The organism is Agromyces arachidis, from assembly GCF_052805135.1.
Window position 1 is genome coordinate 232073 of record NZ_JBRBDK010000002.1, and the last position, 26618, is coordinate 258690.

Annotated in this window: 30 protein-coding genes and 1 tRNA gene; 14 read left to right on the top strand and 17 right to left on the bottom strand. The window is 71.7% G+C overall.

Annotated features, from left to right (window positions below; genetic code table 11):
- The first annotated feature begins 226 nt into the window (after window positions 1-226).
- Complete coding sequence (locus ACUY4T_RS04050) at window positions 227-556, top strand: hypothetical protein (RefSeq protein ID WP_446017624.1); 330 nt, start codon at window positions 227-229, stop codon at window positions 554-556.
- A gap of 54 nt (window positions 557-610) precedes the next feature.
- Here ACUY4T_RS04050 and ACUY4T_RS04055 read toward each other — a convergent pair whose 3' ends face one another.
- From ACUY4T_RS04055 to ACUY4T_RS04065, 3 genes are all read right to left on the bottom strand, one after another.
- Window positions 611-1096 carry a PaaI family thioesterase gene (locus tag ACUY4T_RS04055; RefSeq protein WP_446017625.1) on the bottom strand — a complete coding sequence of 162 codons (486 nt, stop codon included), beginning with the start codon at window positions 1094-1096 and terminating at the stop codon, window positions 611-613.
- Between the two features lie 110 nt (window positions 1097-1206).
- On the bottom strand, window positions 1207-2424 hold the full coding sequence (locus tag ACUY4T_RS04060) for an acyl-CoA dehydrogenase family protein (protein WP_446017626.1): 1218 nt from the start codon (window positions 2422-2424) through the stop codon (window positions 1207-1209).
- Entirely contained in the window at window positions 2421-3635 is a 1215-nt protein-coding gene (locus ACUY4T_RS04065) for a CaiB/BaiF CoA transferase family protein (protein WP_446017627.1), read from the bottom strand. The genes ACUY4T_RS04060 and ACUY4T_RS04065 overlap by 4 nt, the downstream gene beginning before the upstream one ends.
- 218 nt (window positions 3636-3853) lie before the next feature.
- On the opposite strand from ACUY4T_RS04065, the gene ACUY4T_RS04070 reads away from it, so the two are divergent.
- The gene (locus ACUY4T_RS04070; protein WP_446017628.1) at window positions 3854-5221 is read left to right on the top strand and encodes an NAD-dependent succinate-semialdehyde dehydrogenase; all 1368 of its coding nucleotides are present in this window, start codon (window positions 3854-3856) and stop codon (window positions 5219-5221) included.
- A gap of 53 nt (window positions 5222-5274) precedes the next feature.
- Here ACUY4T_RS04070 and glsA read toward each other — a convergent pair whose 3' ends face one another.
- A complete protein-coding gene (gene glsA, locus ACUY4T_RS04075; protein ID WP_446017629.1) occupies window positions 5275-6522 on the bottom strand; it encodes a glutaminase A in 1248 nt (415 codons plus the stop codon).
- Window positions 6519-6884, bottom strand: coding sequence for an iron chaperone (locus ACUY4T_RS04080; protein WP_446017630.1), 366 nt, complete (start codon window positions 6882-6884; stop codon window positions 6519-6521). Before ACUY4T_RS04080 ends, glsA begins: the two co-directional genes overlap by 4 nt.
- Window positions 6885-6981: 97 nt before the next feature.
- On the opposite strand from ACUY4T_RS04080, the gene ACUY4T_RS04085 reads away from it, so the two are divergent.
- Entirely contained in the window at window positions 6982-7251 is a 270-nt protein-coding gene (locus ACUY4T_RS04085; protein ID WP_446017631.1) for an acylphosphatase, read from the top strand.
- A gap of 395 nt (window positions 7252-7646) precedes the next feature.
- Here ACUY4T_RS04085 and ACUY4T_RS04090 read toward each other — a convergent pair whose 3' ends face one another.
- From ACUY4T_RS04090 to ACUY4T_RS04120, 7 genes are all read right to left on the bottom strand, one after another.
- Window positions 7647-9179, bottom strand: a complete 1533-nt coding sequence (locus ACUY4T_RS04090) for a LuxR C-terminal-related transcriptional regulator (protein WP_446017632.1) — start codon at window positions 9177-9179, stop codon at window positions 7647-7649.
- A gap of 207 nt (window positions 9180-9386) precedes the next feature.
- Window positions 9387-10496, bottom strand: coding sequence for a flavin-containing monooxygenase (locus tag ACUY4T_RS04095; RefSeq protein ID WP_446017633.1), 1110 nt, complete (start codon window positions 10494-10496; stop codon window positions 9387-9389).
- Between the two features lie 279 nt (window positions 10497-10775).
- Window positions 10776-11465, bottom strand: a complete 690-nt coding sequence (rplA, locus tag ACUY4T_RS04100; protein ID WP_446017634.1) for a 50S ribosomal protein L1 — start codon at window positions 11463-11465, stop codon at window positions 10776-10778.
- A gap of 98 nt (window positions 11466-11563) precedes the next feature.
- The gene (gene rplK, locus ACUY4T_RS04105; protein WP_446017635.1) at window positions 11564-11992 is read right to left on the bottom strand and encodes a 50S ribosomal protein L11; all 429 of its coding nucleotides are present in this window, start codon (window positions 11990-11992) and stop codon (window positions 11564-11566) included.
- A 149-nt stretch (window positions 11993-12141) separates the two neighbouring features.
- Window positions 12142-13065 carry a transcription termination/antitermination protein NusG gene (nusG, locus tag ACUY4T_RS04110; RefSeq protein ID WP_446017636.1) on the bottom strand — a complete coding sequence of 308 codons (924 nt, stop codon included), beginning with the start codon at window positions 13063-13065 and terminating at the stop codon, window positions 12142-12144.
- 68 nt (window positions 13066-13133) lie between these two features.
- Window positions 13134-13409 carry a preprotein translocase subunit SecE gene (secE, locus tag ACUY4T_RS04115; protein WP_446017637.1) on the bottom strand — a complete coding sequence of 92 codons (276 nt, stop codon included), beginning with the start codon at window positions 13407-13409 and terminating at the stop codon, window positions 13134-13136.
- A gap of 40 nt (window positions 13410-13449) precedes the next feature.
- Window positions 13450-13522: transfer RNA gene (locus ACUY4T_RS04120), tRNA-Trp, on the bottom strand.
- A 376-nt stretch (window positions 13523-13898) separates the two neighbouring features.
- Between ACUY4T_RS04120 and ACUY4T_RS04125 the strand changes: the two genes are divergently transcribed.
- Both ACUY4T_RS04125 and ACUY4T_RS04130 read left to right on the top strand, forming a co-directional pair.
- Window positions 13899-15116, top strand: a complete 1218-nt coding sequence (locus ACUY4T_RS04125; RefSeq protein WP_446017638.1) for a pyridoxal phosphate-dependent aminotransferase — start codon at window positions 13899-13901, stop codon at window positions 15114-15116.
- A 13-nt stretch (window positions 15117-15129) separates the two neighbouring features.
- Window positions 15130-16641 (top strand): deoxyguanosinetriphosphate triphosphohydrolase family protein, encoded by a 1512-nt coding sequence (locus ACUY4T_RS04130; RefSeq protein ID WP_446017639.1) that lies wholly within the window; start codon window positions 15130-15132, stop codon window positions 16639-16641.
- On the opposite strand, the gene ACUY4T_RS04135 is transcribed toward ACUY4T_RS04130, so the two are convergent.
- The gene (locus tag ACUY4T_RS04135) at window positions 16638-17528 is read right to left on the bottom strand and encodes a LysR family transcriptional regulator ArgP (protein WP_446017640.1); all 891 of its coding nucleotides are present in this window, start codon (window positions 17526-17528) and stop codon (window positions 16638-16640) included. The genes ACUY4T_RS04130 and ACUY4T_RS04135 overlap by 4 nt on opposite strands.
- Before the next feature lie 19 nt (window positions 17529-17547).
- On the opposite strand from ACUY4T_RS04135, the gene ACUY4T_RS04140 reads away from it, so the two are divergent.
- The 4 genes from ACUY4T_RS04140 to ACUY4T_RS04155 all read left to right on the top strand — a co-directional run bounded on the left by ACUY4T_RS04140 (window position 17548) and on the right by ACUY4T_RS04155 (window position 21078).
- Window positions 17548-18261 carry a LysE/ArgO family amino acid transporter gene (locus ACUY4T_RS04140; RefSeq protein WP_446017641.1) on the top strand — a complete coding sequence of 238 codons (714 nt, stop codon included), beginning with the start codon at window positions 17548-17550 and terminating at the stop codon, window positions 18259-18261.
- A gap of 75 nt (window positions 18262-18336) precedes the next feature.
- Window positions 18337-18981, top strand: coding sequence for an SRPBCC family protein (locus ACUY4T_RS04145; RefSeq protein WP_446017642.1), 645 nt, complete (start codon window positions 18337-18339; stop codon window positions 18979-18981).
- Between the two features lie 314 nt (window positions 18982-19295).
- The gene (locus ACUY4T_RS04150) at window positions 19296-20300 is read left to right on the top strand and encodes an isopenicillin N synthase family dioxygenase (protein ID WP_446017643.1); all 1005 of its coding nucleotides are present in this window, start codon (window positions 19296-19298) and stop codon (window positions 20298-20300) included.
- A gap of 424 nt (window positions 20301-20724) precedes the next feature.
- Window positions 20725-21078, top strand: coding sequence for an SMI1/KNR4 family protein (locus ACUY4T_RS04155; RefSeq protein ID WP_446017644.1), 354 nt, complete (start codon window positions 20725-20727; stop codon window positions 21076-21078).
- Window positions 21079-21179: 101 nt separating this feature from the next.
- Here ACUY4T_RS04155 and ACUY4T_RS04160 read toward each other — a convergent pair whose 3' ends face one another.
- Complete coding sequence (locus tag ACUY4T_RS04160; RefSeq protein ID WP_446017645.1) at window positions 21180-21650, bottom strand: hypothetical protein; 471 nt, start codon at window positions 21648-21650, stop codon at window positions 21180-21182.
- A 187-nt stretch (window positions 21651-21837) separates the two neighbouring features.
- Between ACUY4T_RS04160 and ACUY4T_RS04165 the strand changes: the two genes are divergently transcribed.
- The 3 genes from ACUY4T_RS04165 to ACUY4T_RS04175 all read left to right on the top strand — a co-directional run bounded on the left by ACUY4T_RS04165 (window position 21838) and on the right by ACUY4T_RS04175 (window position 23169).
- The gene (locus tag ACUY4T_RS04165; protein ID WP_446017646.1) at window positions 21838-22308 is read left to right on the top strand and encodes a hypothetical protein; all 471 of its coding nucleotides are present in this window, start codon (window positions 21838-21840) and stop codon (window positions 22306-22308) included.
- 167 nt (window positions 22309-22475) lie between these two features.
- Window positions 22476-22769 (top strand): hypothetical protein, encoded by a 294-nt coding sequence (locus ACUY4T_RS04170; RefSeq protein ID WP_446017647.1) that lies wholly within the window; start codon window positions 22476-22478, stop codon window positions 22767-22769.
- 28 nt (window positions 22770-22797) lie between these two features.
- Window positions 22798-23169: a hypothetical protein gene (locus ACUY4T_RS04175; protein ID WP_446017648.1), complete on the top strand. Its 372-nt coding sequence runs from the start codon at window positions 22798-22800 to the stop codon at window positions 23167-23169.
- Between the two features lie 15 nt (window positions 23170-23184).
- Here the strand turns inward: ACUY4T_RS04175 and ACUY4T_RS04180 are convergent, their stop codons facing one another.
- The 3 genes from ACUY4T_RS04180 to ACUY4T_RS04190 form a co-directional block, all read right to left on the bottom strand.
- The gene (locus ACUY4T_RS04180; protein ID WP_446017649.1) at window positions 23185-23472 is read right to left on the bottom strand and encodes a hypothetical protein; all 288 of its coding nucleotides are present in this window, start codon (window positions 23470-23472) and stop codon (window positions 23185-23187) included.
- A gap of 68 nt (window positions 23473-23540) precedes the next feature.
- Window positions 23541-23888, bottom strand: coding sequence for a type II toxin-antitoxin system PemK/MazF family toxin (locus tag ACUY4T_RS04185; protein ID WP_446017650.1), 348 nt, complete (start codon window positions 23886-23888; stop codon window positions 23541-23543).
- Window positions 23882-24127, bottom strand: coding sequence for a ribbon-helix-helix domain-containing protein (locus tag ACUY4T_RS04190; RefSeq protein ID WP_155052534.1), 246 nt, complete (start codon window positions 24125-24127; stop codon window positions 23882-23884). The genes ACUY4T_RS04185 and ACUY4T_RS04190 overlap by 7 nt, the downstream gene beginning before the upstream one ends.
- Window positions 24128-24273: 146 nt before the next feature.
- On the opposite strand from ACUY4T_RS04190, the gene ACUY4T_RS04195 reads away from it, so the two are divergent.
- Both ACUY4T_RS04195 and ACUY4T_RS04200 read left to right on the top strand, forming a co-directional pair.
- The gene (locus ACUY4T_RS04195; RefSeq protein ID WP_446017651.1) at window positions 24274-25104 is read left to right on the top strand and encodes a YciI family protein; all 831 of its coding nucleotides are present in this window, start codon (window positions 24274-24276) and stop codon (window positions 25102-25104) included.
- 101 nt (window positions 25105-25205) lie between these two features.
- Window positions 25206-26426: an RNA polymerase sigma factor gene (locus tag ACUY4T_RS04200; protein ID WP_446017779.1), complete on the top strand. Its 1221-nt coding sequence runs from the start codon at window positions 25206-25208 to the stop codon at window positions 26424-26426.
- Window positions 26427-26618 lie beyond the last annotated feature (192 nt).

A 26618-nucleotide genomic window follows, 5' to 3' on the forward strand; every position in this document is an offset into this window, starting at 1 on the left:
GGTCCCGGGAGCGGTGCCGCCCGGTCACGGTCGGGTCGGGCGGCGCGCCCGCAACTCGTCAACACGGCATGCGCGCGCGGGCATACACGCTCCCCGGCCCCGTGCGCAACGGGCGGCGCCGGAAATCCGGCCGTCGCTAGGCTGGCGGCCGTCGCGGGACCGGATCCCGCGGCACGGTGACCCCACACCGGAACCACGGTGACCCCACACCGAAACGGAGGCCCCCTTGATCACTCTGACCTGGCTCCTGCTCATCGCCCTCGCCGGCGGCGTCCTCACGATCGTCGACGGCATCTGGCGTCTCCGCGCGCGCGGCGGCTCGACCGTCGTCGGCATCCTCGAGATCGTCATCGCGGGACTGTTCGTGCTGTCGCTGTTCCTGCCCGGCATCCCCTTCGGGGCGCTGGTGCTCGGCATCGCGACGCTCGTCGTGCTCGCCGTCGCCATGTTCGCGGGCGGCCGCACCGGGCGCACGCTCACCATCATCGCGCTCGTCCTCATGGCGATCTGGCTCGTCCTGGTGAACGGCTGGATCGTCATCCCCGGCATCAACTGACGCGACGCACCCGACGACCGGGGCCGGCATCCGCGAGGGTGCCGGCCCCGTCGTTCATCGGGCCGGAGTCGCGCCGCGCGCCTCCGTGACCCGCCGCTTCTCGCGCACGTACACCTCGCGGCGCACGCGGGCGACCACATCGCCGCCGGCGTCGACGATCTCGGTCTCGAACCACTCGAGCACCTTCGCCCCGCCGTGCGCACGGCGCCGGAGGTCGTCGGCCCGCTCGCGGGGCACGTCGAACCGGGCCGTCAGCACCCCGCGCCCCGGCTTCACGAACTCGATCTCGCCCCGGGTGTCCCATACGACGAAGTCATCGCCGAGCTGGTGCCGCACGAGCATGAAGAAGTAGGGATCGGTCATCGCCGACATCGATCCCCCGAACGCCGTCTTCACGAAGTTCCTGGTGACGACGTTGACGTGCAGGGCGACCTCGGCGCTCGTCCAGTCCGGAGCGAACCGCCGCACCCGGATGCCGCTGAACAGGTTCGGCGCCCAGAGGTTCATCCCGATCGCCAGCCGTCGTGGGGTCATGCGCATCGCACCAGTCTGGCGATCCGTCGTGACGGGCGCGCCTCGCTGGTGGGCTGCCGACAATGCCGGGGCACCGCGGGGCCGCCCCGCCTGTCGGGACCCTCGAACCGTCCCGGTCAGAACGCGTTGAGCCCGGTGAGCGCGCGTCCGATGACGAGCTGGTGCACCTCGTCGGTGCCCTCGTAGGTGCGCACCGACTCGAGGTTCGCCGCGTGCCGCATCACCGGGAACTCCGAGGTGATGCCGTCACCGCCGAGGATGGTGCGCGCCTCGTGCGCGATCTTCAGCGCCTCGCGCACCGAGTTGAGCTTGCCGACCGAGATCTGCGCCGGGGTCAGCGCGCCGCGCTCCTCGAGGCGGCCGAGGTGCAGCGCGAGCAGCACGCCCTTCTCCACCTCGACGAGCATGTCGGCAAGCTTGGCCTGGGTGAGCTGGTTCGCCCCGATGGGCTTGCCGAACACCACGCGCGACGTCGACCGGGCCAGCGCCGCCTCGAGGCACGAGCGCGCCGCGCCCATGGCGCCCCAGACGATGCCGTATCGGGCCTCGTTGAGGCGGCCGAACGGCCCGGAGAGCCCGCGCGCACCGGGCAGCATCGCGTCGGCCGGCAGCCGCACGCCGTCGAAGGTCACGTCGCACTGGACCGACGCGCGCATCGAGAGCTTCCCCTCGATCGGGGTCGCCGTGTACCCGTCGGTCGTGGTCGGCACGAGGAACCCGCGCACGACGCCGTGGTCGTCGCCGCCCTCGTCGTCGACCTTCGCCCACACGACGGCGACGTCGGCGAGCGAGGCGAGTCCGATCCACCGCTTCGCGCCGTCGAGCACCCAGCCGTCGCCCTCGCGACGCGCGGTCGTGGTCATGGCGGCGGGGTCGCTGCCGCCCTGCGGCTCGGTGAGCGCGAAGCATCCGATGAGCTCGCCGGCCGCCATGCCCGGCAGCCACCGCTCCCTCTGCTCCTCCGATCCGTACGCGCGGATGGCGCCCATCGCGAGCGATCCCTGCACCGACACGAACGTGCGCCAGCCCGAGTCGGCCGCCTCGAGCTCGAGGCACACGAGCCCGTAGGCGACGGCACCGGCCCCGGCGCATCCGTACCCGTCGAGGTGCATGCCGAGGAAGCCGAGCTCGCCGGCCTCGCGCACGAGCTCGCGGCGGAAGTGCTGCTCCTCGAAGTCCTGCTCGATGACGGGCGCGATCCGCTCCTGCGCGAACCGCCGGGCGCGGTCGCGCCACTCGAGCTCCTCGGCGGTGAGCAGCGCGTCGAGGTCGAAGACGGCGTCGATGCGCGGGGCGGTGACGGTCGTGCCGTCGGCGGTGTCGGGGTCGGTCATGGTTCGGTTCCCTCCGGTGCGGGGTGCGGCAGGTCGATGCGGGCGGGTGACGGATGCCGCGACGCGGCGACGCCGGGGCGCCAGTCGGCCCCTCGGTCGGCGTCGAGCCGAGGCGGCGGCGAGTGGTAGCGGGCGGGCGCCGACGCGAGCCCGATCGGGTCGGACACCGACCGCACGCCGCCGAGGTCGACGACCGGCGACAGTCCGAGCCGCTCGGCGAACGCGAGCGCCTCGGCGACGTCGTTCACGAGCCCCGCCGGCACGCCCGCGTCGGTGAGCACCTCGACCCAGTGCGCCGCGGATGCCGCCGCGAGCGCGCGCTCGAGCTCGTCGTGCAGCGCCTCGCGGTGGGCGACGCGATCGGCGTTGGCCGCGAAGCGCGGGTCGTCGCCGAGTGCCGGGGCGTGGACCAGCCGCGCGAGGGTGCGGAACTGCCGGTCGTTGCCGACCGCGATGACGAGCTCGCGGTCCGCGGCGCGGAACGCGGCATATGGGGCGATGCTCGGGTGCGCGTTGCCCAGGCGGCCCGGGGCGCGGCCGGTCGCGAGGGTGGAACCGGCCTGGTTCGTGAGCGCCGACAGCAGGCTGTGCAGGAGGTTCACCTCGACGAGCGAGCCCTCGCCCGTGGCATCCCGCCGGCGCAGCGCGAGCAGGATGCCGGCGACCGCGTTCTGGCCGGTGAGCACGTCGACGAGGGCGACGCCGGCCTTCGTCGGGTCGCCCTCGGGCGCACCAGTGATGCTCATCAGCCCGCCGACGGCCTGCACGAGCAGGTCGTAGCCCGCGAGCGCCGCCCCCTCGCCCGCGCCGAACCCCGTGATCGAGCAGTAGACGACGCCCGGGTTCGACCCGCGCACCTCGTCGTAGCCGAGCCCGAAGCGCGTCATGACGCCGGGCCGGAAGTTCTCGACGACCACGTCGGCCGAGGCGGCGAGGCGCTGCGCCTCGGCCCGGCCCGCGGCATCGGCGAGGTCGAGCGCAACGGACCGCTTGTTTCGGTTGACGCTGGCGAAGTACGTGGCCTGTCCGTCGGGGCCGACCGGCGGATGCCACCGGCGCGTGTCGTCGCCATCGGGGGGCTCGACCTTGATCACGTCGGCGCCGAAGTCGGCGAGCATCATCGTGGCGTAGGGACCCGCGAGCACCCGTGAGAAGTCGGCGACGCGGATGCCGCCCAGCACGCCGCCGGCGTCGTCGACCGTCTCCGCCATCCGCCCTCCTCGGCGTTCCGGGGCCGCGGGTCGGCGGCCCCTTCGCCACGATACCCACGCCCTCCGGGCCCCTTGCTGTACAACGTGTCCAACGCGCGCCGAGGATCGGACACCGCGTCGATCGCGCCCAGCGGATGTCGGCTTAGGCTTGGAGGTGGCGTGCACCGTCGTCGCCGACCGGTTGGCGAGTCCCGTGCACCATCACCCAGAGGAGTCCCATGACGAACTACGCCGTCGTCAACCCGGCCACCGGAGAGACGGTCAAGTCCTACCCGACCATCACCGACGCCGAGCTCGAGGCCGCGATCGCCGCCGCCGACGAGGCGCACCGCACCTGGTCGAAGTCGACCACGGTCGAGGAGCGCGCGGCGCTCATCCGTCGCGTCGGCGAGCTGCACGTCGAGCGCCGCCAGGAGCTCGCCGAGATCATCGTGCGCGAGATGGGCAAGACCATCGAGGCCGCGCTCGGCGAGGTCGACTTCGCCGGCGACATCTACGGCTACTACGCCGACCACGCGTCCGAGTTCCTGAAGGACGAGGCCATCGACCTGCTCGCGGGCGAGGGCTCGGCCGTCATCCGCCGCTCGTCGCTCGGCGTGCTCCTCGGCGTCATGCCGTGGAACTTCCCGTACTACCAGGTGGCCCGCTTCGCCGGCCCGAACGTGATCATCGGCAACACCATCGTGCTGAAGCACGCCGAGCAGTGCCCCGAGTCGGCCGCGGCGATCGAGCAGATGTTCCGCGACGCCGGCGCTCCCGAGGGCGTGTACGTGAACGTGTACGCGTCGCACGACCAGATCGCGACGATCATCGCCGACCCGCGCGTGCAGGGCGTCTCGCTCACCGGCTCCGAGCGGGCCGGCGCCGCGGTCGCCGAGGTGGCCGGCAAGCACCTGAAGAAGGTCGTGCTCGAGCTCGGCGGCTCCGACCCCTTCATCCTGCTGTCGACCGATGACCTCGACGAGACCGTGCAGAACGCGGTCGACGCCCGCCTGGACAACAACGGGCAGTCGTGCAACGCGGCGAAGCGCTTCATCGTGATCGACGAGCTCTACGAGCCGTTCCTCGAGAAGTTCACCGCGAAGCTCGCCGAGGTCGAGGCCGCCGACCCCACGTCGGCCGACACCACGCTCGGGCCGCTGTCGTCGCTGCGCGCGGCCGAGGGCCTCGCGAAGCAGGTCGAGCAGGCGGTCGCGCACGGCGCGAAGCTCGTGCACGGCGGCGAGCGCGACGGGGCGTTCTTCCAGACCACCGTGCTCACCGACGTCTCGAGCGACAACCCCGCGTCGAAGGAGGAGTTCTTCGGCCCGGTCGCGCAGGTGTACCGCGCGAAGGACGAGGCCGAGGCGGTCCGCCTCGCGAACGACATCCCGTTCGGCCTCGGCTCGTACGTCTACACCACCGACCAGGAGCAGGCGCTCCGCGTGGCCGACCAGATCGAGGCCGGCATGGTCTTCGTGAACGTCGTGCTGGCCGATGGCGCCGAGCTGCCGTTCGGCGGCGTGAAGCGCTCCGGTTCGGGCCGCGAGCTCGGCCGCTTCGGCGCCGACGAGTTCGTGAACAAGAAGCTGATCCGCATCGGCTGATCCGGTTCCGATCGACGCGCCCCGCGGCATCCGCTGCGGGGCGCGTCGTCGTCTCAGCGGATGCCGGGGTCGACGCCGTCGGGAGCGCCCGGGAACTGCACGTCGAGCCCGGCCCGTTCCGCTGCCGCGGAGGTCGCGCGCAGCAGCCGTTCCGCCACCTCGGTGACGAGGGTGACGTCCTCGAAGTCGAGCCGCAGCGTGCGCGCGTCGACGTGGCGCAGGAGCCGGCCCGCCTCGTGCACGACCTGCTCGGCGGCGAGGAAGTCGAGCTCGCCGCGCAGGTCGAGCGTCACCGAGCGCGCCTCGTCGTCGACCGTGGCGGAGCGGACCGGCGAGGCCGGCACCCGCGCGTGGTCGAACATGTGGAGGCCGAACCGGCCGGAGAGCTCCTCGAGCATGGCGACGCCGCGGACGCTGTTCCCGGCGTCGTCCAGGCGCGGACTGAAGACGCCGACGCCGAACTCCCCGGGGCGCACCGCGACGATGCCGCCGCCGACGCCCGACTTCGCCGGCATCCCGACCCGGAACGCCCACGCGCCCGACCGGTCGTACATGCCGCAGGTCGCCATGACCGAGAGCGTGTCGCGGGCGGCCCGCTCGCTCACGACGCGGTCGCGCGTGAGCGGGTGCACCCCGCCGTTCGCCAGCGTCGCGCCCATGAGCGCGAGGTCCTCCGTCGTGACCAGGAGCGAGCACTGACGGAAGTACGGGTCGGTCGCCGCGTCGACGTCGTCGGTCGCGAGCGATCCGGCGGCGAGGGCCAGGCCGGCGAGCGCGCGGTTGCGGTGGCCGCTCGCGGCCTCCGACGTGTACACCTCGTCGTCGAGGTCGAGCTCGCGCCCGGCGAACCGCGAGAGGGCGTCGTGGATGCGCGCGAACCGCTCGGCCCCGTCGTCACCCGGCACGAGCGACGTGGTCACGATCGCGCCGGCGTTGATGAAGGGGTTCTCGGGCCGGCCCAGCTCATCGAGGCTGATCGCGTTGAACGGCTCGCCGCTCGGCTCGACCCCCACGCGCCGGTGCACCTCGTCGGCCCCGAGCTCGTCGCACGCGAAGGCGTACACGAACGGCTTCGACGCCGACTGGATCGTGAACGCCGCCTCGGCGTCGCCGGCCCCGTACACGCGCCCCAGCACGCTCGCGATCGAGACGCCGAATCGGTCGGGGTCGACCCCGGCGAGTTCGGGGATGTAGTCGGCGATCTCGCCGCCGCTCGCCGACCCCGCGACCTGCTCGAGGGCACGGGCCAGCTCGTCGTCGACCACCGCGCCGAGCAGCCGCGGTCGCTCCTGCCCGCTCACCGGCGCCGGCCCGCGGCGGTGGCGTCGATCTCGTCGCGCCGGAGTGACACGAGTCGCTCGACGAGCTCGTCGGGCAGCGGATGCCCGGCGGTGAACCGGATGGTTCCCTTGGCGGTGTCGAACCCCTCGAGTTCGTCGGCGAGCGACGCGATCACCGCGGGGCTGAACGGGTACAGCCCCAGGTGCGCCTTCGCCTGCATGATCGACAGCAGCGGCTTGTCGCGGTAGCGCAGCGCGGGCATGCCGTAGCCGACCCCCTCCACCGCTTCGGGCACGGTCGCGCGCGCCACCCGGTACGCGGCGCCGATCGCCGACCTCGCCGGCTCGTCGAGCCCGGACACGTACTCGTCGACCTCGCCCATGCCGCTCATCGTACGCGCGGCGACCGGGCGCGGCATCCGGGCGCGGCATCCGGGCGGCCGCCCCGTCCGCGGTCTACCCTCGTCGCAAGGGGGTCGCATGATCCGTCAGCGCGTCATCGTCCACGGCCGCGTGCAAGCGGTCGGCTTCCGCTTCAGCGCGCGCGTCGAGGCGCAGCGCCTCGGGGTCTCGGGGTGGATCCGCAACCGCAACGACGGCGCGGTCGAGGCCGAGATCGAAGGCGAGCCCGCCGCCGTGGACGAGATGCTGTCATGGCTCGACGAGGGCCCGCCCGGGGCGGACGTCACGTCGATGAGCACGGCCGACCTCGAGCCCACGGGGGATCGCGGCTTCCGGGTGCTCGGCTGACCTCGGGGCCCCGCGGCACCCGCCCCGACTGCGGCCTGCGGCCCGGCGCTGCCGCACGCAGAGGGCGAGCATGACCGCCGATGCCACCAGGTAGAAGGAGTGGAGCAGCCAGATCGGCCCGATCGGCAGGCTGAGGACGTAGACCGAGTAGACGGCGTTCGCCGCGTTGATCATCGCGATGCTGCCCAGGCTGTACGACCCGACGTCGTGGGTGCGCAGCGCCTTCCACACCATCGGCAGGTTGGCGCTCGCGAACACGACGGCCGCGACCGTCCCTGCGAACACCGGTACATCCATGATCGCGACGCTACGCGGCCGGCGCCATGGCCGGATCGGGCGAAGCACGCAACCCGGCGATGCGCGGCCATGGGTCGTTCTGCCCATGCCCCGCCCGATCAGACCAGCCGATGCTCGAACGCGTAGGCCGTCGCCGCGGCGCGGCTCGGAATGCCGAGCTTGGTGAAGATGTTGCTGAGGTGCCGGGCGACGGTCTTCTCGCTGAGGTGCATCTCCGACGCGATCTCGCGGTTGGTGATACCGCGAGCCACCTGCTGGAGCACCTCGATCTCCCGGGCGGTGAGCGGCAGTCCGTCGCGGTCGCGCCGCCCCGTGCCGCGACGTCGTGCGAGCGCTCCGAGTGCGACCGCGGCACCGAGCTCCGCGAACACCGCCTCGGCGAGGTCCTCCTCGAGATCCGCCGCCTCGGCCTCGTCGAGGTCGCGGCGCGCTTGGGCCATGAGGACCCGGCATCGCGCGACCTCGTAGGGCGCTCCCGCCTCCACCCACGCTTCCCGTGCGTCGCGGAGGCTCGTGAACGCGCCCGACGGATCTCCGGCCGCGAGCCGCACCTCGCCGTCGGCGAACCGGGCGATTGCCCGAAGCATGACCGACCCGTTGGTCCGTTGCAGTCCGGCCAACTCGTCCGCTGCCGCGCGGGCGGCGTCGAGGTCACCCGCTGCGACCTCGATGGTCACCACCGCCGGCAGCAGGTGGCATCGCGTCGCCGCGTCGGCGCCCTCGGCGCTGCGCCTGATGAGGCTCCGGGCGAGTTCCGCCCGCCCCTCGTCCAGGCGCAGCAGCGCGAGTCCGGGTTGCGGGTCCCACCCGGATTCGGCCGCACGCGAGTACATCGCCTCCGCCGCCGCGGATTCGCCTCGCAGACGCAGCACCTCCGCCTGCTGGTAGTAGGCGCCGAAGGCGGCGCCGTAGTCGCCGGCGAGCAGGCGCTGCTCGGCGAGCTTCGCGGCGGCCATCGCGTCGCTCCAGGCTCCGTGGAGGCGGAAGAGCTCGGCACGATGCGCTTGGCACTGCCCGCTGAACGCGATCATCGAGGGCTGGCCGCGGCACCACCGGTCGAGGGCGCTCGTCCACTCGACGGCGCGCGCGAGCTCGAACGTCAGGTGGCAGTAGCCGATGACGGCGCAGTAGACGATGCCTGCGGGCACGGGCCCGACCTCGCCGGCGGAGACCGAGACCATCACCTCGTCGAGCATCCGGATGCCGCCGGACCTGTCGCCCGCCATGATCGCGGCCTGGCCGCTGCCCAGGAGGGCGAACGCGGCCACGTCCGGGTCGCGCGTGCGCGCTGCGATCTCGCCGGCCCGGCCGAACAGCTCACGCGCATGCTCCGCATCGCCCGCGTAGAGCGCGCCCAGTGCCTCCGGGATGAGCGCGAACCCCTCAGCGGCGCCCGGATCGTCGAGTTCCTCCACGAGCCGCTTGGCACGCGCGAGCCAGCCCATGCCCTGGGACGGATTGCCCGAGGTGATCGACTCGAGGCTGATCCAGCTCGCGGTGTAGGCGGCGCGGTCGGGGCGCCCAGCGGCGAGGTGCGCCTCATGGGCGAGCGTGCCCAGCTCGATCGCGCGCTCGCTTCGACCGACGAGGGCGGCTGCCGTCGCGAACCGGTCGAGGTCGTCGGCCGGCATGGCGGCCGGGCCTCCCCGCGTGCGTTCGAACCAGTCGACCGCGTCGCCCCACCTGCGCTCCGCAAAGGCGGTGCGCGCCTACTCGAGACTGGTGGATGCGCTCATCGCTCGGATCGGCCCGCGCGGCCGGTCGGCCGTCGGGAGCCGCCCCTTCGCGCACGGTACCGCGCCCCAGGCGGGGCGGCAAGGCCCCGGCGCCCGTCCCGTTCACGCAGCCGCGTTCTGCTCGACTCGGCGCTCGGCCCCCGTCGACGACACCCGCTGCGCGGCGATCCGCTTCGCGATCCGCTCCGCGTCCCGTCCGAGCCCGACGAGAGTGCCCGACCCCTTGGTCTGCAGCAGGTGCTGGCCCAGCAGGTGAATGCCGGGTGCCCCATCGACGGCTCCGTGGTCGTGCCCCGGTCGTCCGGCCTCGAAGGCCGGGAGGTGCACCCACGCGAAGTCCTCGTCGAACCCCGTGCACCAGATGACGTTCTCGACGTCGAGGACGGTGCCGCCGACGACCGGCCGCCCGCCCTCGACCCCCGTGGTTCTCGGCACCATGCGCACCCCGGCCGCACGGAGTTCCGGGCGGCGCACGCGGATCAACGGCTCGGCGCGGCCGCGCTGGCGCGCGAGCATGCGGCGGCCGAGCGCGGTGTCGGCGGTCGCCACATGCAGTCCGACGAACCGTACCAGCGGGAAGCCGAAGCGGGCCGCCGCGCGTCCATGGCGGAACGGCAACTGCCCGCTCGGGCGTCCGGAGATCCAGGTGTCGTGCGACCTGGACACGTCGAGCGCGATCTCAGCAGCGGAGTTCCCGAAGCCGACGACGAGGACGCGGCCGGGCGCGAGCTGCCCGGGATCGCGGTACTCGTCGGAGTGCAGGCTCACGATGTGCGGCGCGAGCCCGGCGGCGAACGCGGGCGTCCGCGGGACCTGATGCGGCCCGGTCGCGATGACGACGTTCGACGCGACGAATCGGCGGCCGTCCGCCGTGGCGACCACGTATCGCTCGCCGAGCCGGTCGAGGGCCACGACGTGACAGCCCGTCAGGACCGGCAGCGCCTCAGCTGCGGCATAGCGCTCGAGGTAGTCCGCGAACTCGTCCTTGGTCGGGAACGCGAGTCCGTCAGGGCCGACCGCCATGCCCGGAAGCCCGTCGTACTTGGCCGGCGTGTTCAGCCGCAGCGAGGTCCAGCGCCGCCGCCACGCCTCGCCGATGCGATCATGCGCGTCGAGGATCGCGAAGTCCACGCCCCGACGCGCGAGCTCGTGCCCGATGGTCAGGCCGGCCTGGCCGCCCCCGACGACGACCGTGTCGTGCTGCTCGATCACATCGGCCGCGTTTGCGACGCGACCTGTCGTGCCCGTGGCATCCATGATCTCCCTCCGCTCCGGACCCGTCGGTATTCCGGGCCCACGCTCGTCACGCTAGAGAGCGGCCGTCCGCGCCGCGTCGGCCGGATCACCCATCGAGCCCGTCGCGCGATGGGCAGAAGGATGCAGGCGGATCGTGCGCTCGCTCGGCTCCGAGGCGCGCACGGGTCGTCGGGCGGATGGACGACGAAGGGCCCGCCGGCGAACCGGCGGGCCCTTCGTGACGAGTCAGGCGACTCAGATGGCGTTGACGTCCAGCGGGATGCCGGGGCCGAACGTGGTCGACACGGCGCCCTTCTGGATGTAGCGGCCCTTGGCGCTCGACGGCTTGAGGCGCACGACCTCCTCGAGGGCGGCGCTGATGTTCTCGTTCAGCTGCTCCTGCGAGAACGAGGCCTTGCCGACGACGAAGTGCACGTTGGCGTGCTTGTCGACGCGGAACTCGATCTTGCCGCCCTTGATCTCCTCGACGGCCTTGGCCGGGTTGGGGGTCACGGTGCCGGTCTTGGGGTTCGGCATGAGGCCGCGGGGGCCGAGGACCTTGCCCAGACGACCGACCTGGCCCATGAGCTCGGGCGTGGCGACGGCCGCGTCGAACGCGGTGTAGCCGCCGGCGACCTTCTCGATGAGCTCGGCGCCGCCGACCTCATCGGCGCCCGCGGCGATCGCGGCCTCGGCCGCAGGGCCGGTCGCGAAGACGATGACGCGGGCGGTCTTGCCGGTGCCGTGCGGGAGGATGACGGTGCCGCGCACCATCTGGTCGGCCTTGCGGGGGTCGACGCCGAGCTTCAGCGCGACCTCGACGGTCGAGTCGAACTTCGCCGAGCCGGTCTCCTTCGCGAGCGCGACGGCGTCGGTCGGGGTGTAGTACTTGCCGGCCTCGATCTTCTCGGCCGCGGCCCGGTAGGCCTTGGACTTCTGTGCCATGTTGGTTCTCCTAGCGAGAGTGTGGTCATCGCGCCTGGCGGGCGCTGCCACGAATGAGAGTTCTGTGGAGCGGATGCCGCACGGCATCCGCCGCGGCCTTACTCGACCGTGATGCCCATCGAGCGGGCGGTGCCGGCGATGATCTTCGACGCGGCGTCGATGTCGTTCGCGTTGAGGTCGACCATCTTCGCCTCGGCGATCTCGCGGACCTGGTCCGGCGTGATCTTGCCCACCTTGGTGGTGTGCGGGACGCCCGAGCCCTTGGCGACGCCGGCGGCCTTCTTGATCAGCTCGGCGGCGGGCGGGGTCTTCAGGACGAAGGTGAAGGAGCGGTCCTCGTAGACCGTGATCTCGACGGGGATGACGTTGCCGCGCTGCGACTCGGTCGCGGCGTTGTACGCCTTGCAGAACTCCATGATGTTGACGCCGTGCTGACCCAGCGCCGGACCGATCGGCGGGGCGGGGTTGGCGGCGCCGGCCTTGATCTGAAGCTTGATCAGACCCGTGACCTTCTTCTTCGGTGCCATGATTTCTCTCTTCCTGTTCGAACGCCCGGCCCGTGGCCGGGGCACTCTCCCGCAGGTCCCGGCGGTTCCGGGTTGCGGTGGTCTTGTGCTGGACGCAGCACAACCCTCCGATGATACCGGAGGGTCGCCTGCGTGCGGTCTGTGTGCGGTTAGAGCTTGGTGACCTGGTCGAAGCTGAGCTCGACGGGGGTCTCGCGCTCGAAGAGCGAGACGAGCACCGTGAGCTTGCCGCTCTCGGGCTTGATCTCGTTGATCGTGCCGGGCAGGCCGGCGAACGAGCCGTCCTTGATCGTGATCGTCTCGCCGATCTCGAAGTCGACCTCGGCCGGGATCTGGCGGGCGGCGCCGCCGGCGGCCGCACCCTTCGCGCCCTTCGCGGGGGCGACGTCCTTCAGCTCGACGAGGCTCTTCAGCATGTTGAAGGCCTCCTCGAAGCGGAGGGGGGTCGGGTTGTGCGCGTTGCCCACGAAGCCGGTGACGCCCGGAGTGTGGCGGATGACCGACCAGCTCTCCTCGTTGAGGTCCATGCGGACGAGCACGTAGCCGGGCACGCGAACGCGCGTGACCATCTTGCGCTGGCCGTTCTTGATCTCGACGACGTCCTCCATCGGGACCTCGACCTGGTGGATGAACTCCGCCATCGCCATGGTCTCGCGGCGCTGCTCGATGTTCGCCTTCACCCGGCGCTCGAAGCCGGCGTAGGAGTGCACGACGTACCACTTGCCGGGGAGGAAGCGCAGCTCGTTGCGGAACGCCTCGTACGGGTCGTGCTCCTCGTCCTCTTCGGTCACGGCCTCGGCCGCGGCCTCCGCCTCCTCGGCGGAGTCGATGTCGAGGGCGTCGTCGACGACGGCGTCGGCCTGCGGGTCGGTCGCCTCGGCGAGCGAGTCGAGCACGGCGTCGAGGTCGATCTCGGCGCCCTCGTCGTCGACCACGTGGACGGCGCGGTGCTCGGCCGGCTCGACCGCGTCCTCATCGTGCTCCTGCGTCGCGCCCTCCTGGGCCTCCTCGACCTCGGACGACTGCTCGGCGGCCGTGGCCCAATCGACGTCTTCGCGCTCGTTCCTCGACACTGTTCCTCAATCCTTCTCTTCTGCCGTGCCGCCAGAGGGCGGCGGCGGGTACCGGGCCGACGGCCCGATCAGACCCCCGGCTGCCCGAAGACGTACAGGACCAGCCAGCCGAAGACCTGGTCCATGCCCCAGACCACGGCCATCATGATCACCACGAACACCAGCACCACGCCGGTGAAGGTGAACAGTTCCTTGCGCGTGGGGGTGACGACCTTCTTCAGCTCGCCGATCACCTGCCGGATGAACAGGGCGATCCGGGCGAAGGGGTTGCGCCGTGCCGCGCGCTCGCGCTTGGCATCGGCGACGACTTCCTCGCTGGGTTCGTCGATCACTTTCCGGGCCACTCGTACACCTTTCATGGGCCGGCCGACGCCGGCCGGCTCGCAGGGCGGACAGGACTCGAACCTGCAACCTGCGGTTTTGGAGACCGCTGCTCTACCAATTGAGCCACCGCCCTATGCGCTCCGCACTTCCGGACCGCATGGAGATGAAGCCGCCGCCTCGCCGTGCCGACTATCGGGTCTCGACCCGGAAGAAGGCGCAGAAGATCTTGGCTGACTTCAGCAACCTCACCAAGTGTATGCGACGCCGGGAGCGGCACCAAACCGCCGCCATCCCGAGGGACGAACGTCCCTCCCTGCCCGGCGGCTCGCGATCTACGGTGGGGTGTACCCGATGATCGGGCGAGGGGCGGAGGCGACATCGATCGCCGAACGGCCCCGGCGGCCCGGTCCGAGAGGGATGCGCCCGTGGGGGCGGGCGCCGGCGTCGCGGCTGGGGGCACTGCCGCGGCGCCCTTCTCTGCGCACCCGCGGTCGCCATAGGCTGGTCGCGTGAACGAACAGCGCCGTCTCTCCGCCCGCATCGCCGCCATCGCCGAATCCGCGACCCTGAAGGTCGATGCGAAGGCGAAAGCCCTGCAGGCCGAGGGCCGCCCGGTGATCTCGTACGCCGCCGGCGAGCCCGACTTCGCGACCCCCGCGCACATCGTCGAGGCCGCGCTCGAGGCCGTCCGCGATCCGCGCAATCACCGGTACACCCCGGCGGCGGGCCTGCCCGACCTGCGCGAGGCGGTCGCGGCGAAGACGCTGCGCGACTCCGGCCTCGAGGTCGGGGCGAACCAGGTCGTCGTCACGAACGGCGGCAAGCAGGCCGTCTACCAGGCCTTCCAGGTGCTGCTCGACGACGGCGACGAGGTGCTCGTCCCCGCGCCGTACTGGACCACGTACCCCGAGGCGATCAAGCTCGCGGGCGGGCGCCAGGTCGACGTGTTCGCCGGCAGCGACCAGGGCTACCTCGTCACGGTCGACCAGCTCGAGGCGGCGCGCACCGACCGCACGAAGGTGCTGCTGTTCGTCTCGCCGTCGAACCCGACCGGCGCCGTGTACTCGGCCGAGCAGGTCCGCGAGATCGGCGAGTGGGCCCTCGAGCACGGCATCTGGGTCGTGACCGACGAGATCTACCAGAACCTCACCTACGCCGACGACGAGGGCGGCACTCCCCCGCGCGCGGTGTCGATCGTCGAGGCCGTGCCGGAGCTCGCCGACCGCACGATCCTGGTGAACGGCGTCGCGAAGACGTATGCGATGACCGGCTGGCGGGTCGGCTGGATGGTCGGCCCGGCCGACGTCATCAAGGGCGCCGCGAACCTGCAGTCGCACCTGACCTCGAACGTGTCGAACATCTCGCAGCGCGCGGCGATCGCCGCCCTCACCGGCCCGCAGGAGCCCGTCGAGGAGATGCGGCGCGCGTTCGACCGTCGCCGCCGGCTCATCGTGGGCGAGCTGTCGAAGATCGAGGGGATGTCGGTCCCCGTGCCGCAGGGCGCGTTCTACGTCTACCCGGATGTCACCGGCCTGCTCGGCCGCGAGTGGGGCGGCGTGACGCCGACCAGCTCGCTCGAGCTCGCCGACCTGATGCTCGAGCGCGCCGAGGTGGCGGCGGTGCCCGGCGAGGCGTTCGGCCCGAGCGGGTTCCTGCGGTTCAGCTACGCACTCGGCGACGAGCCGCTCCTCGAGGGCGTGCAGCGACTGCAGCGGCTCTTCGGCTGAGCGGGGGGCGCCGATGGATCGGGCCGCGCGTCACGTCCACGAACCGCGCAGCAGCGCCGACGTCGTCGGCGAGCACTCGCAGTTCCGGCTCGACCTCGAGCGCATCCGGTTCTCCCCGTACTTCTCGCGCCTGTCGGCGGTGACGCAGGTCATCGCCCAGCCCGGCGCCGGCCCGCTCATCCACAATCGGCTGACGCACTCGATCAAGGTGACCGCGGTCGCCCGCGCGATCGCCGTGAAGCTGACGGATGCCGCGTCGCCGGCCCGCGAGTTCGCGCTGGAGCACGGGTGCGACGCCGTCGTGGTGCAGGCCGCGGCATCCGCTCACGACCTCGGCCACCCGCCGTTCGGGCACCTCGGCGAGCGCGTGCTCGACCGGCTCGCGCGCGAGCGGCTCGGCCTCACCGACGGGTTCGAGGGCAACGCGCAGAGCTACCGCATCCTCGCCACGCTCGACGTGAGCGAGGTGGCGCCGCGGGGGCTCAACCTGACGGCGGCCGTGCGGTCGGCGGTGTCCAAGTACCCGTGGACGCGGTACCTCGACGTCGACGCGCTCGGCGACGGACCGCTGCCCCGCGGCCTGCGGCGCACGCCGGACGGCGTCGACGTGCTGAAGTTCTCGTCGTACGGGATCGACGCGGCCGACTTCGAGGAGGCGCGGCGCGGACATCCGCCGCTGCGGCAGTCGCTCGAGTGCTCGGTGATGGACATCGCCGACGACATCGCCTACTCGATCCACGACGTCGACGACTTCTACCGCGCCGGGCTGCTCAGCCAGGGCGCGGTGGCGCGCGAGTTCCGCGGCTGGATGGACTTCGGCGTGCGGTTGCGCGAGCTCGACGCCGACGGCCTGGCGGGCCGTGGGGCACCGCCGGGCAGCGCGCTTGAGGCCCTGCGCCGCAAGCTGCACCGGAGCGACCCGTGGATCGCCGACGACGACGCCTTCCGCGGGGCGGTCGCGGTCGTGGCCGACGACCTCGTCGACGGACTGCTCGCGATGCCGTTCGACGGGTCGATCGCCTCCGAGCGGGCGCTCTCGTCGTTCACGAACCGGTGGATCGACCACCTCCAGTCCTCGGTGGTGCCCGCCTCCGAGGACGTGATCCGCTCCGGTCCGGTCGCGCTGGACGTGCGGGCATGGCACGAGGTGGAGGTGCTGAAGTTCGTGCACCGGCACTTCATCCTCGACCGATCCGACATCGTGATGTACCAGCGCGGGCTCAGCCGGGTGCTCACTCGCGCGGTGAACGGACTGACGGCGTGGCTGCACGACGAGGACGACCGCGACCGGGTGCCGCAGCGGCTGAAGGAGCTCGTCGAGATCGCCACCGACGGGTACGCCGCGCTGCGCGAGACGCGGCCGGAGGGAGTTCCGGTGCCGGATGCCGCCGAGGTGCCCGCGCTCGGCGTGGGCAGAGGGGTGATCGACTACGTCGCCTCCCTGTCCGACGACCAGGCGCTCGCGGTCTCCGAGGCGATCGACGGCCGGCCCGACCGGCTGTGGGACATCGGCCAGAACCTCTAGGCGAGCAGCGCGCGTCGCGCCTCGGCGAGGACGCCCTCGGCGATCGCGTCGAGCAGCGGCGACCCGAGGTTCCACTGCTGCCAGTGGAGCGGCACGTCGACGTGCGGCCCTCCGAGGGCGACGAGTCGCCCGTCGGCGAGCTCGTCGTCGGACTGGAAGCCCGGCAGCAGCCCCCACCCGAGCCCGAGCTTGATCGCGGTGGCGAAGTCGTTCGAGGCGGGCACGTAGTGGCGCGGCGCGTCCGCGGCATCCACCCCCACCATGGAGAGGTACTCGGCCTGCAGGTCGTCGCGTCGGTCGAAGTCGACGCGGGGCGCTGCCGCGAGCGCGGCCGCGTCGGCCCCGTCGGGAGCCCACCGGGCGACCCATGCGGGTGTCGCGACGGCGGTGTACCGCATCGTGCCGAGCGGGCGCACGAGGCATCCGGCGACGGGGGCGGCCCGCGAGGTGACCGCGCCCATGACGGTGCCCGATTCGAGCAGCCCGGCGGTGAAGTCCTGGTCGTCGCGGTGCAGGTCGAACACGACCGCGTGCCGTTCGGCGATCGTCGCGAGCGCGGGCAGGAACCAGGTGGCGAGCGAGTCGGCGTTCACCGCGAGCGGCACGGCGGTGGGGCGAGCGGATGCCGCGTCGCCGCCGAACGCGGCGAGGGCGTCGTGCTCGAGCAGGGCGAGCTGCCGCGCGAGCCGGACGACCGCCGCACCCGCGGAGGTCGGGCGCACGGGCTTGGTGCGCACGACGAGGACCCGGCCGAGTCGCTGCTCGAGCTGCTTGACGCGCTGCGACACCGCCGACGGGGTGACGCTGAGCTCGACGGCAGCCGCCTCGAAGGTGCCGGCTTCGACGACCGCGGCGAGGGTGCGGGCGAGGTCGAGCGGAATCTGCATGAAGCGATGCTAATGCGCAATGAGAATCCTGAGCTGGATTTCGGATGTGTCGGGTCCTAGCGTCGACGCCGTGGACCTCTCTGTGCTCGCCGCCGGCCTCGGGCTCGGCTTCTCGCTGATCGTCGCGATCGGCGCTCAGAACGTGTTCGTGCTGCGTCAGGGCATCCGGCGCGAGCACGTCTTCGTGGTCGCCGCGATCTGCGCGGCATCCGACGCAGTGCTCATCCTCGCGGGCGTCGGCGGCATGGGCGCGGCGCTGCAGGCGGCGCCGTGGCTCGTCGGCGTCGCGCGGTGGGCCGGGGCGGCGTTCCTGGTCGGGTACGCGGTGCTCGCGGCGCGGCGTGCCATCCGCGGCGAGGAATCGGGTCTCGTGGTGGCCGACCCGCCGGCGACCGATGCGCCGGGGCGCGCGGCGTCGGGGGGCGTCGCGACGGCGACGCGCACGGCCCTGCTGCCGACCGTGCTGACGTGCCTCGCCCTGACCTGGCTGAACCCGCACGTGTACCTCGACACCGTGGTGCTGCTCGGCTCGGTCGGCGCGACGTACGGCGAGCTGCGCTGGGTTTTCGCGGCGGGCGCGATGCTCGCGAGCGTCATCTGGTTCTTCGCACTCGCCTACGGCGCGAGGCTGCTCGGGCGCGTGCTGGCGAGCCCGCGGGCGTGGCGCGTCCTCGACGGGGTGATCGCGGTCGTCATGCTCGTGATCGCGGTCTCGCTCGTCGTGCCCGCCTGACGACGGCGACGGGGACGCCGACGCCGTGGGGCTTCGGTCCCGTCGACGCGACGGCCGGTGGGCCAGACTGCCTGGATGGCCGGTGGTGCACGGATCGGAACGACGCTCGCGGTCGCGGCGGGGGCGGTTGCGGCCATCGCCGCCGTGCGGCGCGTCTCGCTGCGCTGGGGCGCGACCGACGACGAGCGGACTCGTCCGCTCCCCGGCGACGGGTTCCTTCCCCGGGCGGACCTCCAGGCGACCCGCGCGATCCGCATCGAGGCGCCGCGCGCCGACGTCTGGCCGTGGATCGCGCAGATCGGGCAGGGCCGAGGCGGCTTCTACACCTACGACCGGCTCGAGAACCTGGTCGGGTGCGACATCCGCAGCGCCGACGTCCTGCTCCCGGAGGCGCGCATCCGGGGCGTGGGCGAGACCGTCAGGCTGCATCCGCAGGTCGCGCTCGACGTGGTCGCCTTCGCGGAGGACGACCATCTCGTGCTCCGCGGCGGCGTCGGCCCCGACGGGCGCACGGAGGGCGCGCCGTACGACTTCACGTGGGCCTTCGTGCTCGTCGACGCGCCCGGCGACGCCACCAGGCTCGTGGTGCGCGAGCGCTACGGGTACCTCGAGCCGTGGGCGGCCGCGCTCGTCGAGCCCGTGCAGCTGGTGAGCTTCTTCATGTCGGAGCGGATGCTGCGCGGCATCCGCGACCGGGCGGAGGGCGTGGCGGCACGCTGACCCTTCGGCCCTCAGGGCTGTTGGGCGGATCTCGTCGACCCGTGCTACCGTGTGCGTCATCGTGAGCACCAAGTCCTGTCGCTGCTGTCGCCGCTAGGCGATCGTCTCCCCGACGATCCCAGGGCGCGATTCCTCCGCGCCGCCGACCGCAGCCCCCGTGCTCACGCCGCATCCGACGCGTCCGCGTCAGCCCAGCGGCATCCGCTCTTCGAGGCACTTCTCTCGAAACGGATGCCACGGGCCGACGTCGAAGGATGCCGGGGCCGCCTCATCGTCGGCGCACCACCCTCCCGGCACCTCGAAAGGACCAGCACATGTCCGGCATCCCCGTCCTCGACCTCTCCCTCCTCAACGGCACGCCCGCGCAGCAGGCGCAGTTCCGCGACGACCTCCGCCGCGCGACCCACGAGGTCGGCTTCTTCTCGCTCGTCGGCCACGGCGTGCCTGCCGAACTCATCGATCGCGCGTACGACGTCGCCCGCGCGTTCTTCGCGCTGCCCGAGTCGCACAAGCTCGCGATCGAGAACGTGAACAGCCCGCACTTCCGCGGCTACACCCGCATGGGCGGCGAGCGCACGCTCGGGCGCGTCGACATCCGCGAGCAGATCGACATCGGCGCCGAGCGGCCCGCGGTCGCGGTCGGCCCCGACACCCCCGACTACTGGGTCCTCCAGGGCCCGAACCTGTGGCCGGAGGCGCTGCCGGAGCTGCGCGAGGTCGCCGAGGAGTGGATCGCCCGCCTCGACGAGGTGTCGACGCGCCTGCTGCGCGCGTGGGCTGAGGCGCTCGGCGCGCCGGCCGATGCGTTCGACGCGGCGTTCGCGACCCCGTCGCCGTACATGAAGATCGCACGGTACCCCGGGGTCGACGCCGAGCAGCCGGCGCAGGGCGTGGGCGCGCACAAGGACCTGGGCGTGCTGACGCTGCTCTCGGTCGAGGAGGGCAAGGCGGGCCTGCAGGTCGAGAAGGACGGCGAGTGGATCGACGTGACCCCGCCCGCCGGCGCGTTCGTGGTGAACATCGGCGAGCTGCTCGAGATCGCCACCGGCGGCTACCTCAAGGCGACGCTGCACCGCGTGGTCTCCCCCGCGCCGGGCACCGAGCGCATCTCGATCCCCTACTTCCACGGCCCGTCGCTGGATGCCACCATCCCGACGATCACGCTCCCGCCGGCCCTCGCCGCCGAGGCACACGGCGTCACCGAGGACCCGGCGAACCCGCTTCACGCGGTCTTCGGCGAGAACTGGCTGAAGAGCCGGCTGCGCGCCCACCCGAACGTGGTCGAAGCGCAGCACCCGCAGCTGCTCGTGGGGGCCTGAGCGAGCGGATGCCGCGACCGCGCTGACCGACGCGGCCCGGTCGCGAGCACAGGACAGCCTTGTCGACGATGCCGGTGGAAAGGTATCCGGCGGATACCTTTCCACCGGCCCCGGCGGCAGGCGACCCGCACGCCGGCGCTCGGTCAGCGCTGCCGATGGGCGCCGTCCGGCCGACCCGCAGTTCAGCCGTGACGCACAGAGGGCCCCGTCAGCGGGCGCCGCAATCGAGCAGGTCTTGCGGGCAGCCCTCGCCGCCGACTCGCCCAGAGCGCCGCGAGGTCGACGGATGCTCGATGGTCGACCGTCTAGCGGGCGAATCTGGTAGCGAAGAAGATGTCTGTGATGAACGACAAAGCAGATACCGGGGCAACGCAGTGGTACCGGGGCAACGCAGTGGGCCAAGATCCTCGACAGGCCGGAGCTCGTGACGCGTCCGGGTACGACCCGCGCGGCGTTGCACATGGCCAGCGCGAAACTCGATGTGGCATTCCCGGCCGCGCTCGGCGCGCTCTACCTGCAGTCCGACGGCGTCTGGGACCGTGACGGCCAGTGGTATGTCATCTGGCCGCTGAATGAGCTTGTGGAGCGGCATGGCGACGCCGCGCGCGCACGGGGCGGGCTCGCGTTTGGCGATGACGGAACCGGCAATCCGTTCTGCATCCACGCGGACGGCAGCGTCAGCTACTGGTCCGAGATCGATGCCGAGCATACGGGGCTCGCGTCGGATCTGGAGTCGTTCTGGTCGGCCTGGCTTCGCGACGAACTGCCTCCGCACTAGTCCCGCTTAGAGGGATCGTCCGTGCGCTCAGCTGGCGAACTCTTCGGCGTGCGAACCTACAGCCGCGGCGTACCGGATTGATGCTGGCCGGTGTGAGAGCCCTATTCGCTCCTGCGGAATGGGAGAACCGTCGAGCCGTCGGTCGGTGGGCCGACGAGCATCTTGATCATCATCGCGCCGGACTGCTCGACAACATAGGCGTTCGCCCAACATCCGCCGTTGTCCCGGAAGCCCAGCGGCAAGGACCCCGGGTCCTGATACTCGGCATCGAGCTCCCACGTCGCCGCGACGTCTGCCGAGTTGCTCCAGTCGGCCTCGGAAATCCGATGGTCCGCGCCCGCGCAGAAGACCCGCTCAGGCAGGTCCGTGAAGCGCACAGTTCCGTCGGGTCTGATACTTGCCCATATCATGTTCCCGTCGACGCTCGCACTCCACTCGCCTACCAGGTCGGCGGCATCGACCTCGATCCATCGATCGCCGCAACCAGCCAGGCCGAGCGCCACGACAACGGCGATCACGGTCGCTTGCCATCGCGACGCTCGAGCAACCGGGAGCTTCCGCGAATCGGCCATGAGTCGATCTTGCACGAAACCCTCACCGACATCATTTGCGTTGAGGGATCGTTCGCGTGCTCCCGTGTCGCGAGTGGGCTGCACTCTCGTGCGATCCTAGATTGCCTGGCCGACCGCCGGTGAGGTGTCTGGTAGGTGTTCGGTGCAGCGTTGGCGAAGCGTCCGTGGAACGGGCTCCGCCGCGCGCGTGACAGCAACAGTCTTGTGCTGGGGGTGGGTTCTCGCCACCATGTACGGCGGCCGCGAGACCGGCTACAACTGGTCGAACCCCGGGACGTGGGCGATCTGCTTCGGTCCCCTCGTGATCTGGGCACGAAGCGCCTTCTTCGGGATCTACGTCAATGAGCAACGACTCAAGGTCGTGTCCTGGTTCTGGACCTACTACCTCGACCGATCGACGATCTCACGGGTGTCCGTGGTCAACTACAACGGATACGTAATCATGTGGTCAGGAGGCACCGACCTCTACAGCGCGAACGTGTCGATGATCGGCTTCGAGCTTCAATCGGGTCGAGAGCGGTTCTTCCCCGCCACGGCGATGCGGTACCAGCGAGCGAAGTCCGCCGGCGCCGAGCTGCGACACGAGCTCGGACTCGGCCCCGACCCGGACATCGGCTCGTTCCGGCGCTCTGCGCGGCGCGTGGCTGACGCCGCCTGACAGCGACGTTCGAGACCGCCCAAGAGCGCTGCGCCTCCCGCTGTCATATCTCGCATTGAGGGATCCCGTCTGGCGGAGTCCCAGCCGATCGCCTGACAGCCTCCCCCGTTCGGTAGCGTTGCGGGCACGTGTCTTCGTGGCGAGGGAGTTGCATGAGCGTTGAGTCGATGCCCAAGACCGTGATCTGGGCCGGCGTGGGCGTCGCGCTGGCTGGCGGCATCTTGGTTGCCACCGCACCGCTCGCGCTGAATGCCTGGTGGGCGCCGAACACGACGGAGTGGCTTTCGGCCATCGGCGTGCTCGAGATCGTGGTGGCGATCGCTCGGACCGTGCTCGCTCCGCTGGGCGCCGCATTGATCGCGGCCGGGCTGGTGATGGTCTACATCGACAGGCGGCTGCGCGGTGATGGGATCTCGGATCGCCCGCGACGTTGGCGGTTCCCACCGCCCCAGGACGCTTGAAGCGCGAGCACCGTCGATGAGGAAGCTATTGGTCGTGCTCGCCCTGGGAGCGGGGCTCGTCGCCTGGGCCGTCGCGTTGGTCGTTGCTCCGGGTGTCCACGTGTGGATCGTGTCCGGTTTCTGGGTGCTGATCGCCGCAGGAGTCGTGCTTCGGACCCTGAGGCCGGGTCGACCATCGCGCCAGCCCGTCGATCCAGGGCGCTTTGCGCTCTCGACGTATGAATCGAACTACCTGAACCGGGCCACGCCCCGCATCGACTGGCCGCTTGACGTGACCACGGAGACGTCAGTAACCGTCGACACGGCGACCGAGGAGATCCAAGGCCGATCGATCACCATCCATCTTGCGGATCCGCAGAAGAACGGTCCGGACGCACCGCCCACCCCGACGGCTCACTGAGGGATCGCCTGTGCGCTACCTGCGCTCCCCGCGGCCCTCGGCTGCAGTGAGAATCATGAGCCAGGTCAAGAAGCCGAACGCACTGATTGCAGCAAGCCCTGCGAGCCCGAACAACCCGATGAGGAACAGAGTTGGGGCTCCTGCCCAACGCCCTTCATCGAGCGGGACCAGGACATCCCCATCGACCGACATGTAGAGAAAGGCGGCGAACCACCACGACCCAAGTCCGATCGCAAGAATGCCGAGCATCCCAAGGGCGATGGAGAACCATGAACCACTGTCTTCCTCGCGCCGGCGTCTCACCGCTGCAGTGTATGCGGGTCGAGATGACCGCTGAGGGATCCTAAGCGGATCCGCAGTGTGGTCGCGGCTCAGATGCCCATGACGAGGCGGATGCCGTCGGCGATCTTCGTCTGAACGTAGCTCGGGAGGTGCCCGGCCGGAGACGCGTCGAGGAACTCCCGGCTCACCGGTCCGACTTGCGACACGACCGCCACCGAGTCCTTCTCGAGGCCGGAAGCCTCGACGGGTATGAGCACGTTGCCGGGGAACGCCTCCAGCGCAACGTTCGATGTCAACGGCACGACCAGGACGGTGGCGATCTGCGTGGCGAGCAGCCAATCCTCCTGCATCACGACGGCGGGACGCCGCTTCGCCGGTTCCGATCCTCGCGGTGAACCGAAGTCGACCCAGACGACGTCGCCGTGGGCGATCACCACTCAGTCGCCTCGAGCATGCGGCGCTCGGACTCCGAGAGGAACGGGCTGTCAGCCGAGGGCTGCCCGACGCGTTCGATGACCGCATCGGCCAGGGCGGTCAGCTCGGCCTCGCCCTCGAGTTCCTCGACGAAGCGGCGGCCGGCGCGTCGAAAGAACTCCGAGCGGTTCATGCCGTGCCGGGCGGCGACGCGCTCGAATCGCTCGAAGTCGCCATCCGGGATGGAGATCGCGGTCTTCATAGCCAAAGTATAACCAGTCATACCGACTGCAGAGCTGACGGATCCCGCGATCCCGACGACAGCCGCCCGTCGCTCGGAGCGGGTGTCGAAATCGGGTTCCCCCGTTCGTCGTACCTGCGTAGCGTGACCGAGAGAAGGAGACCGTCATGGAGTACGCACTGTTCTACAGCGAGGGCACCGACCCGCTGCCGTACGCCCCCGAGGCCGACAACATCGGCGACTGGGTCGACGACGTCGTGGCGCGCGGCGTCTCGGAGTACGGCGAGCGACTGCGCCCCGGCCAGGACGCCACCGTGGTCCGGGTCCGCGCGGGCGAGGTGCTCGTCTCCGACGGGCCGTTCAGCGAGGCGAAGGAGACGATCGGCGGGTTCGACGTCATCGACGTGCGCGACCTCGACGAGGCGATCGAGATCGCGTCGAAGCATCCGGTGGCGTCGTTCGGGCAGGTCGAGGTCAGGCCGTTCGTGCGTTGGCCCGACGCGGCACCCGACGCGCGGGTCGTGCCCGAAGGGTTCCCCGAGCGGCCCGCGCGCGGGCGACGCTACCTCCTGCAGGTCGTGGCCGACCCGCGTCGGGATGCGTCGGCCGACGACGAGGACGGCGCCCCCGATGTCGACGAGTGGGTCAGTGAGATGGACGGCCGCGGCGTCCGCCTGTTCGGCGAAGTGCTGCGCCGGCCCGGGGACGCCACGATCGTGCGGCGCCGCCACGACGAGGTGCTCGTGACCGACGGCGGCTTCGCCGAGGCGAAGGAATGGGTCGCCGGCTTCGACCTGATCGAGGTCCGCGACCTCGCCGAGGCGATCGAGGTGGCGTCGAAGCACCCGATGGCCCGTGGCGGCCTGATCGAGCTCCGCCCGCTGTGGCCGCTCGACGAGCACGACGACCACGTGGCACGCGACGAGCGCGAGGCGAGCGATCGCGATCGCCGCCTCGAACCCGCTGCGGCCGACGCGCTCGCGGGAGCGCACCGCTGAACGACGGACGGGACAGCGCGCCGGGTGCGGAGGAGGCCCACTCCCCCGCATCCGGCGCGGAGGATGCGCTCGCCGCCGCGTACCGCTCGGACTGGGCGCGGATCGTCGCGACCCTGATCCGGCGCACCGGGGACTGGGACGTCGCCGAGGAGGCGGCGGCGGGTGCGTTCGAACGCGCGGCGGCGACCTGGCCGCGCGACGGCGTGCCGGGGAACCCGGGCGCGTGGCTCACGACCGCGGCGAGGAACCTCGCGCTCGACCGGCTCCGCCGCCGGGGCGTCGAGGCCGGGAAGGTCGAGGAGTGGATCGAGATGGAACGCTTCGCCGGACGCGATGCCGGTCCGCCCGACCCGGCCGACCTCGTCGCCCGCGAGCCCGAGTGGGACGACCGGCTGCGGCTCGTCTTCACCTGCGCCCACCCCGCGCTGCCGATGGAGGCGCGGGTCGCGCTCACGCTCCGCACCGTGGGCGGCCTCGACACCGGTGAGATCGCGCGAGCGTTCCACGTGCCCGAGGCGACGATGGGCCAGCGCATCTCGCGTGCCAAGCGGAAGATCCGCAACGCCGGCATCCCCTACCGCGTGCCGACCGACGACCTGCTGCCCGAGCGGCTCGGCGGCGTGCTCGCGGTGCTGTACCTCGTCGCCAACGAGGGCTACCTGGCCTCGCACGGCGAGTCGCTGCAGCGGCTCGACCTCACCGTCGAGGCGATCCGGCTCGCCCGGCTCGTCGTCGCGCTGATGCCCGACGCCGACGAGGCACGCGCCCTCCTCGCGCTCATGCTGCTGCAGCACGCTCGGTCGGCTGCCAGAGCGGATGCCGCGGGCGACCTCGTGCCGCTCCCCGAGCAGGACCGCTCCCGATGGGACGCCGCCGAGATCGCCGAGGGGCTCGCGCTGCTCGAACCCCTGGCCGCGCGGCGCGACGCACCGGGCCAGTACCGCCTGCAGGCCGAGATCCAGGCGGTCCACGCCCGTGCCCGCTCCGCCGACGACACGGACTGGCCTGCCATCGTCGACCGCTACGACGCCCTCGCCATGCTCGCCGACTCGCCGTTCGTCGCGCTCAACCGCGCCATCGCTCGCGGCATGGCGTTCGGGCCGCGCCACGGGCTCGACGACCTCGCCCTGCTCGCGGCATCCGGTCGGCTCGACGGCTACCACCTGCTTCCCGCCGCGCAGGCCGACCTCCTGCGCCGCCTCGGCGACACGGATGCCGCGGCCGCACGCTACCGCGAGGCGCTGGCGCTCGTCCCAACTGCACCCGAACGCCGCTTCCTCGAGCGGCGCCTCGCCGAGCTGGGGATGCCGCCTGCCGACTAGGGTCTCGCGCCGGCGCTCCGCGCCCCCTCGAACCGTTCATCTCGGCGGATATACGATCCGGCACGCCGACGCCGGAGCCCGCTCGTCGGTGCGGCGGATCGTATATCCGCAGGGAGGGGCGGGAGGGTCCACCGATCGGTGGAGGCGGGAATCGACCGACTCACGGCTGGTGCGGAGCCCGGCGGGCGGGCA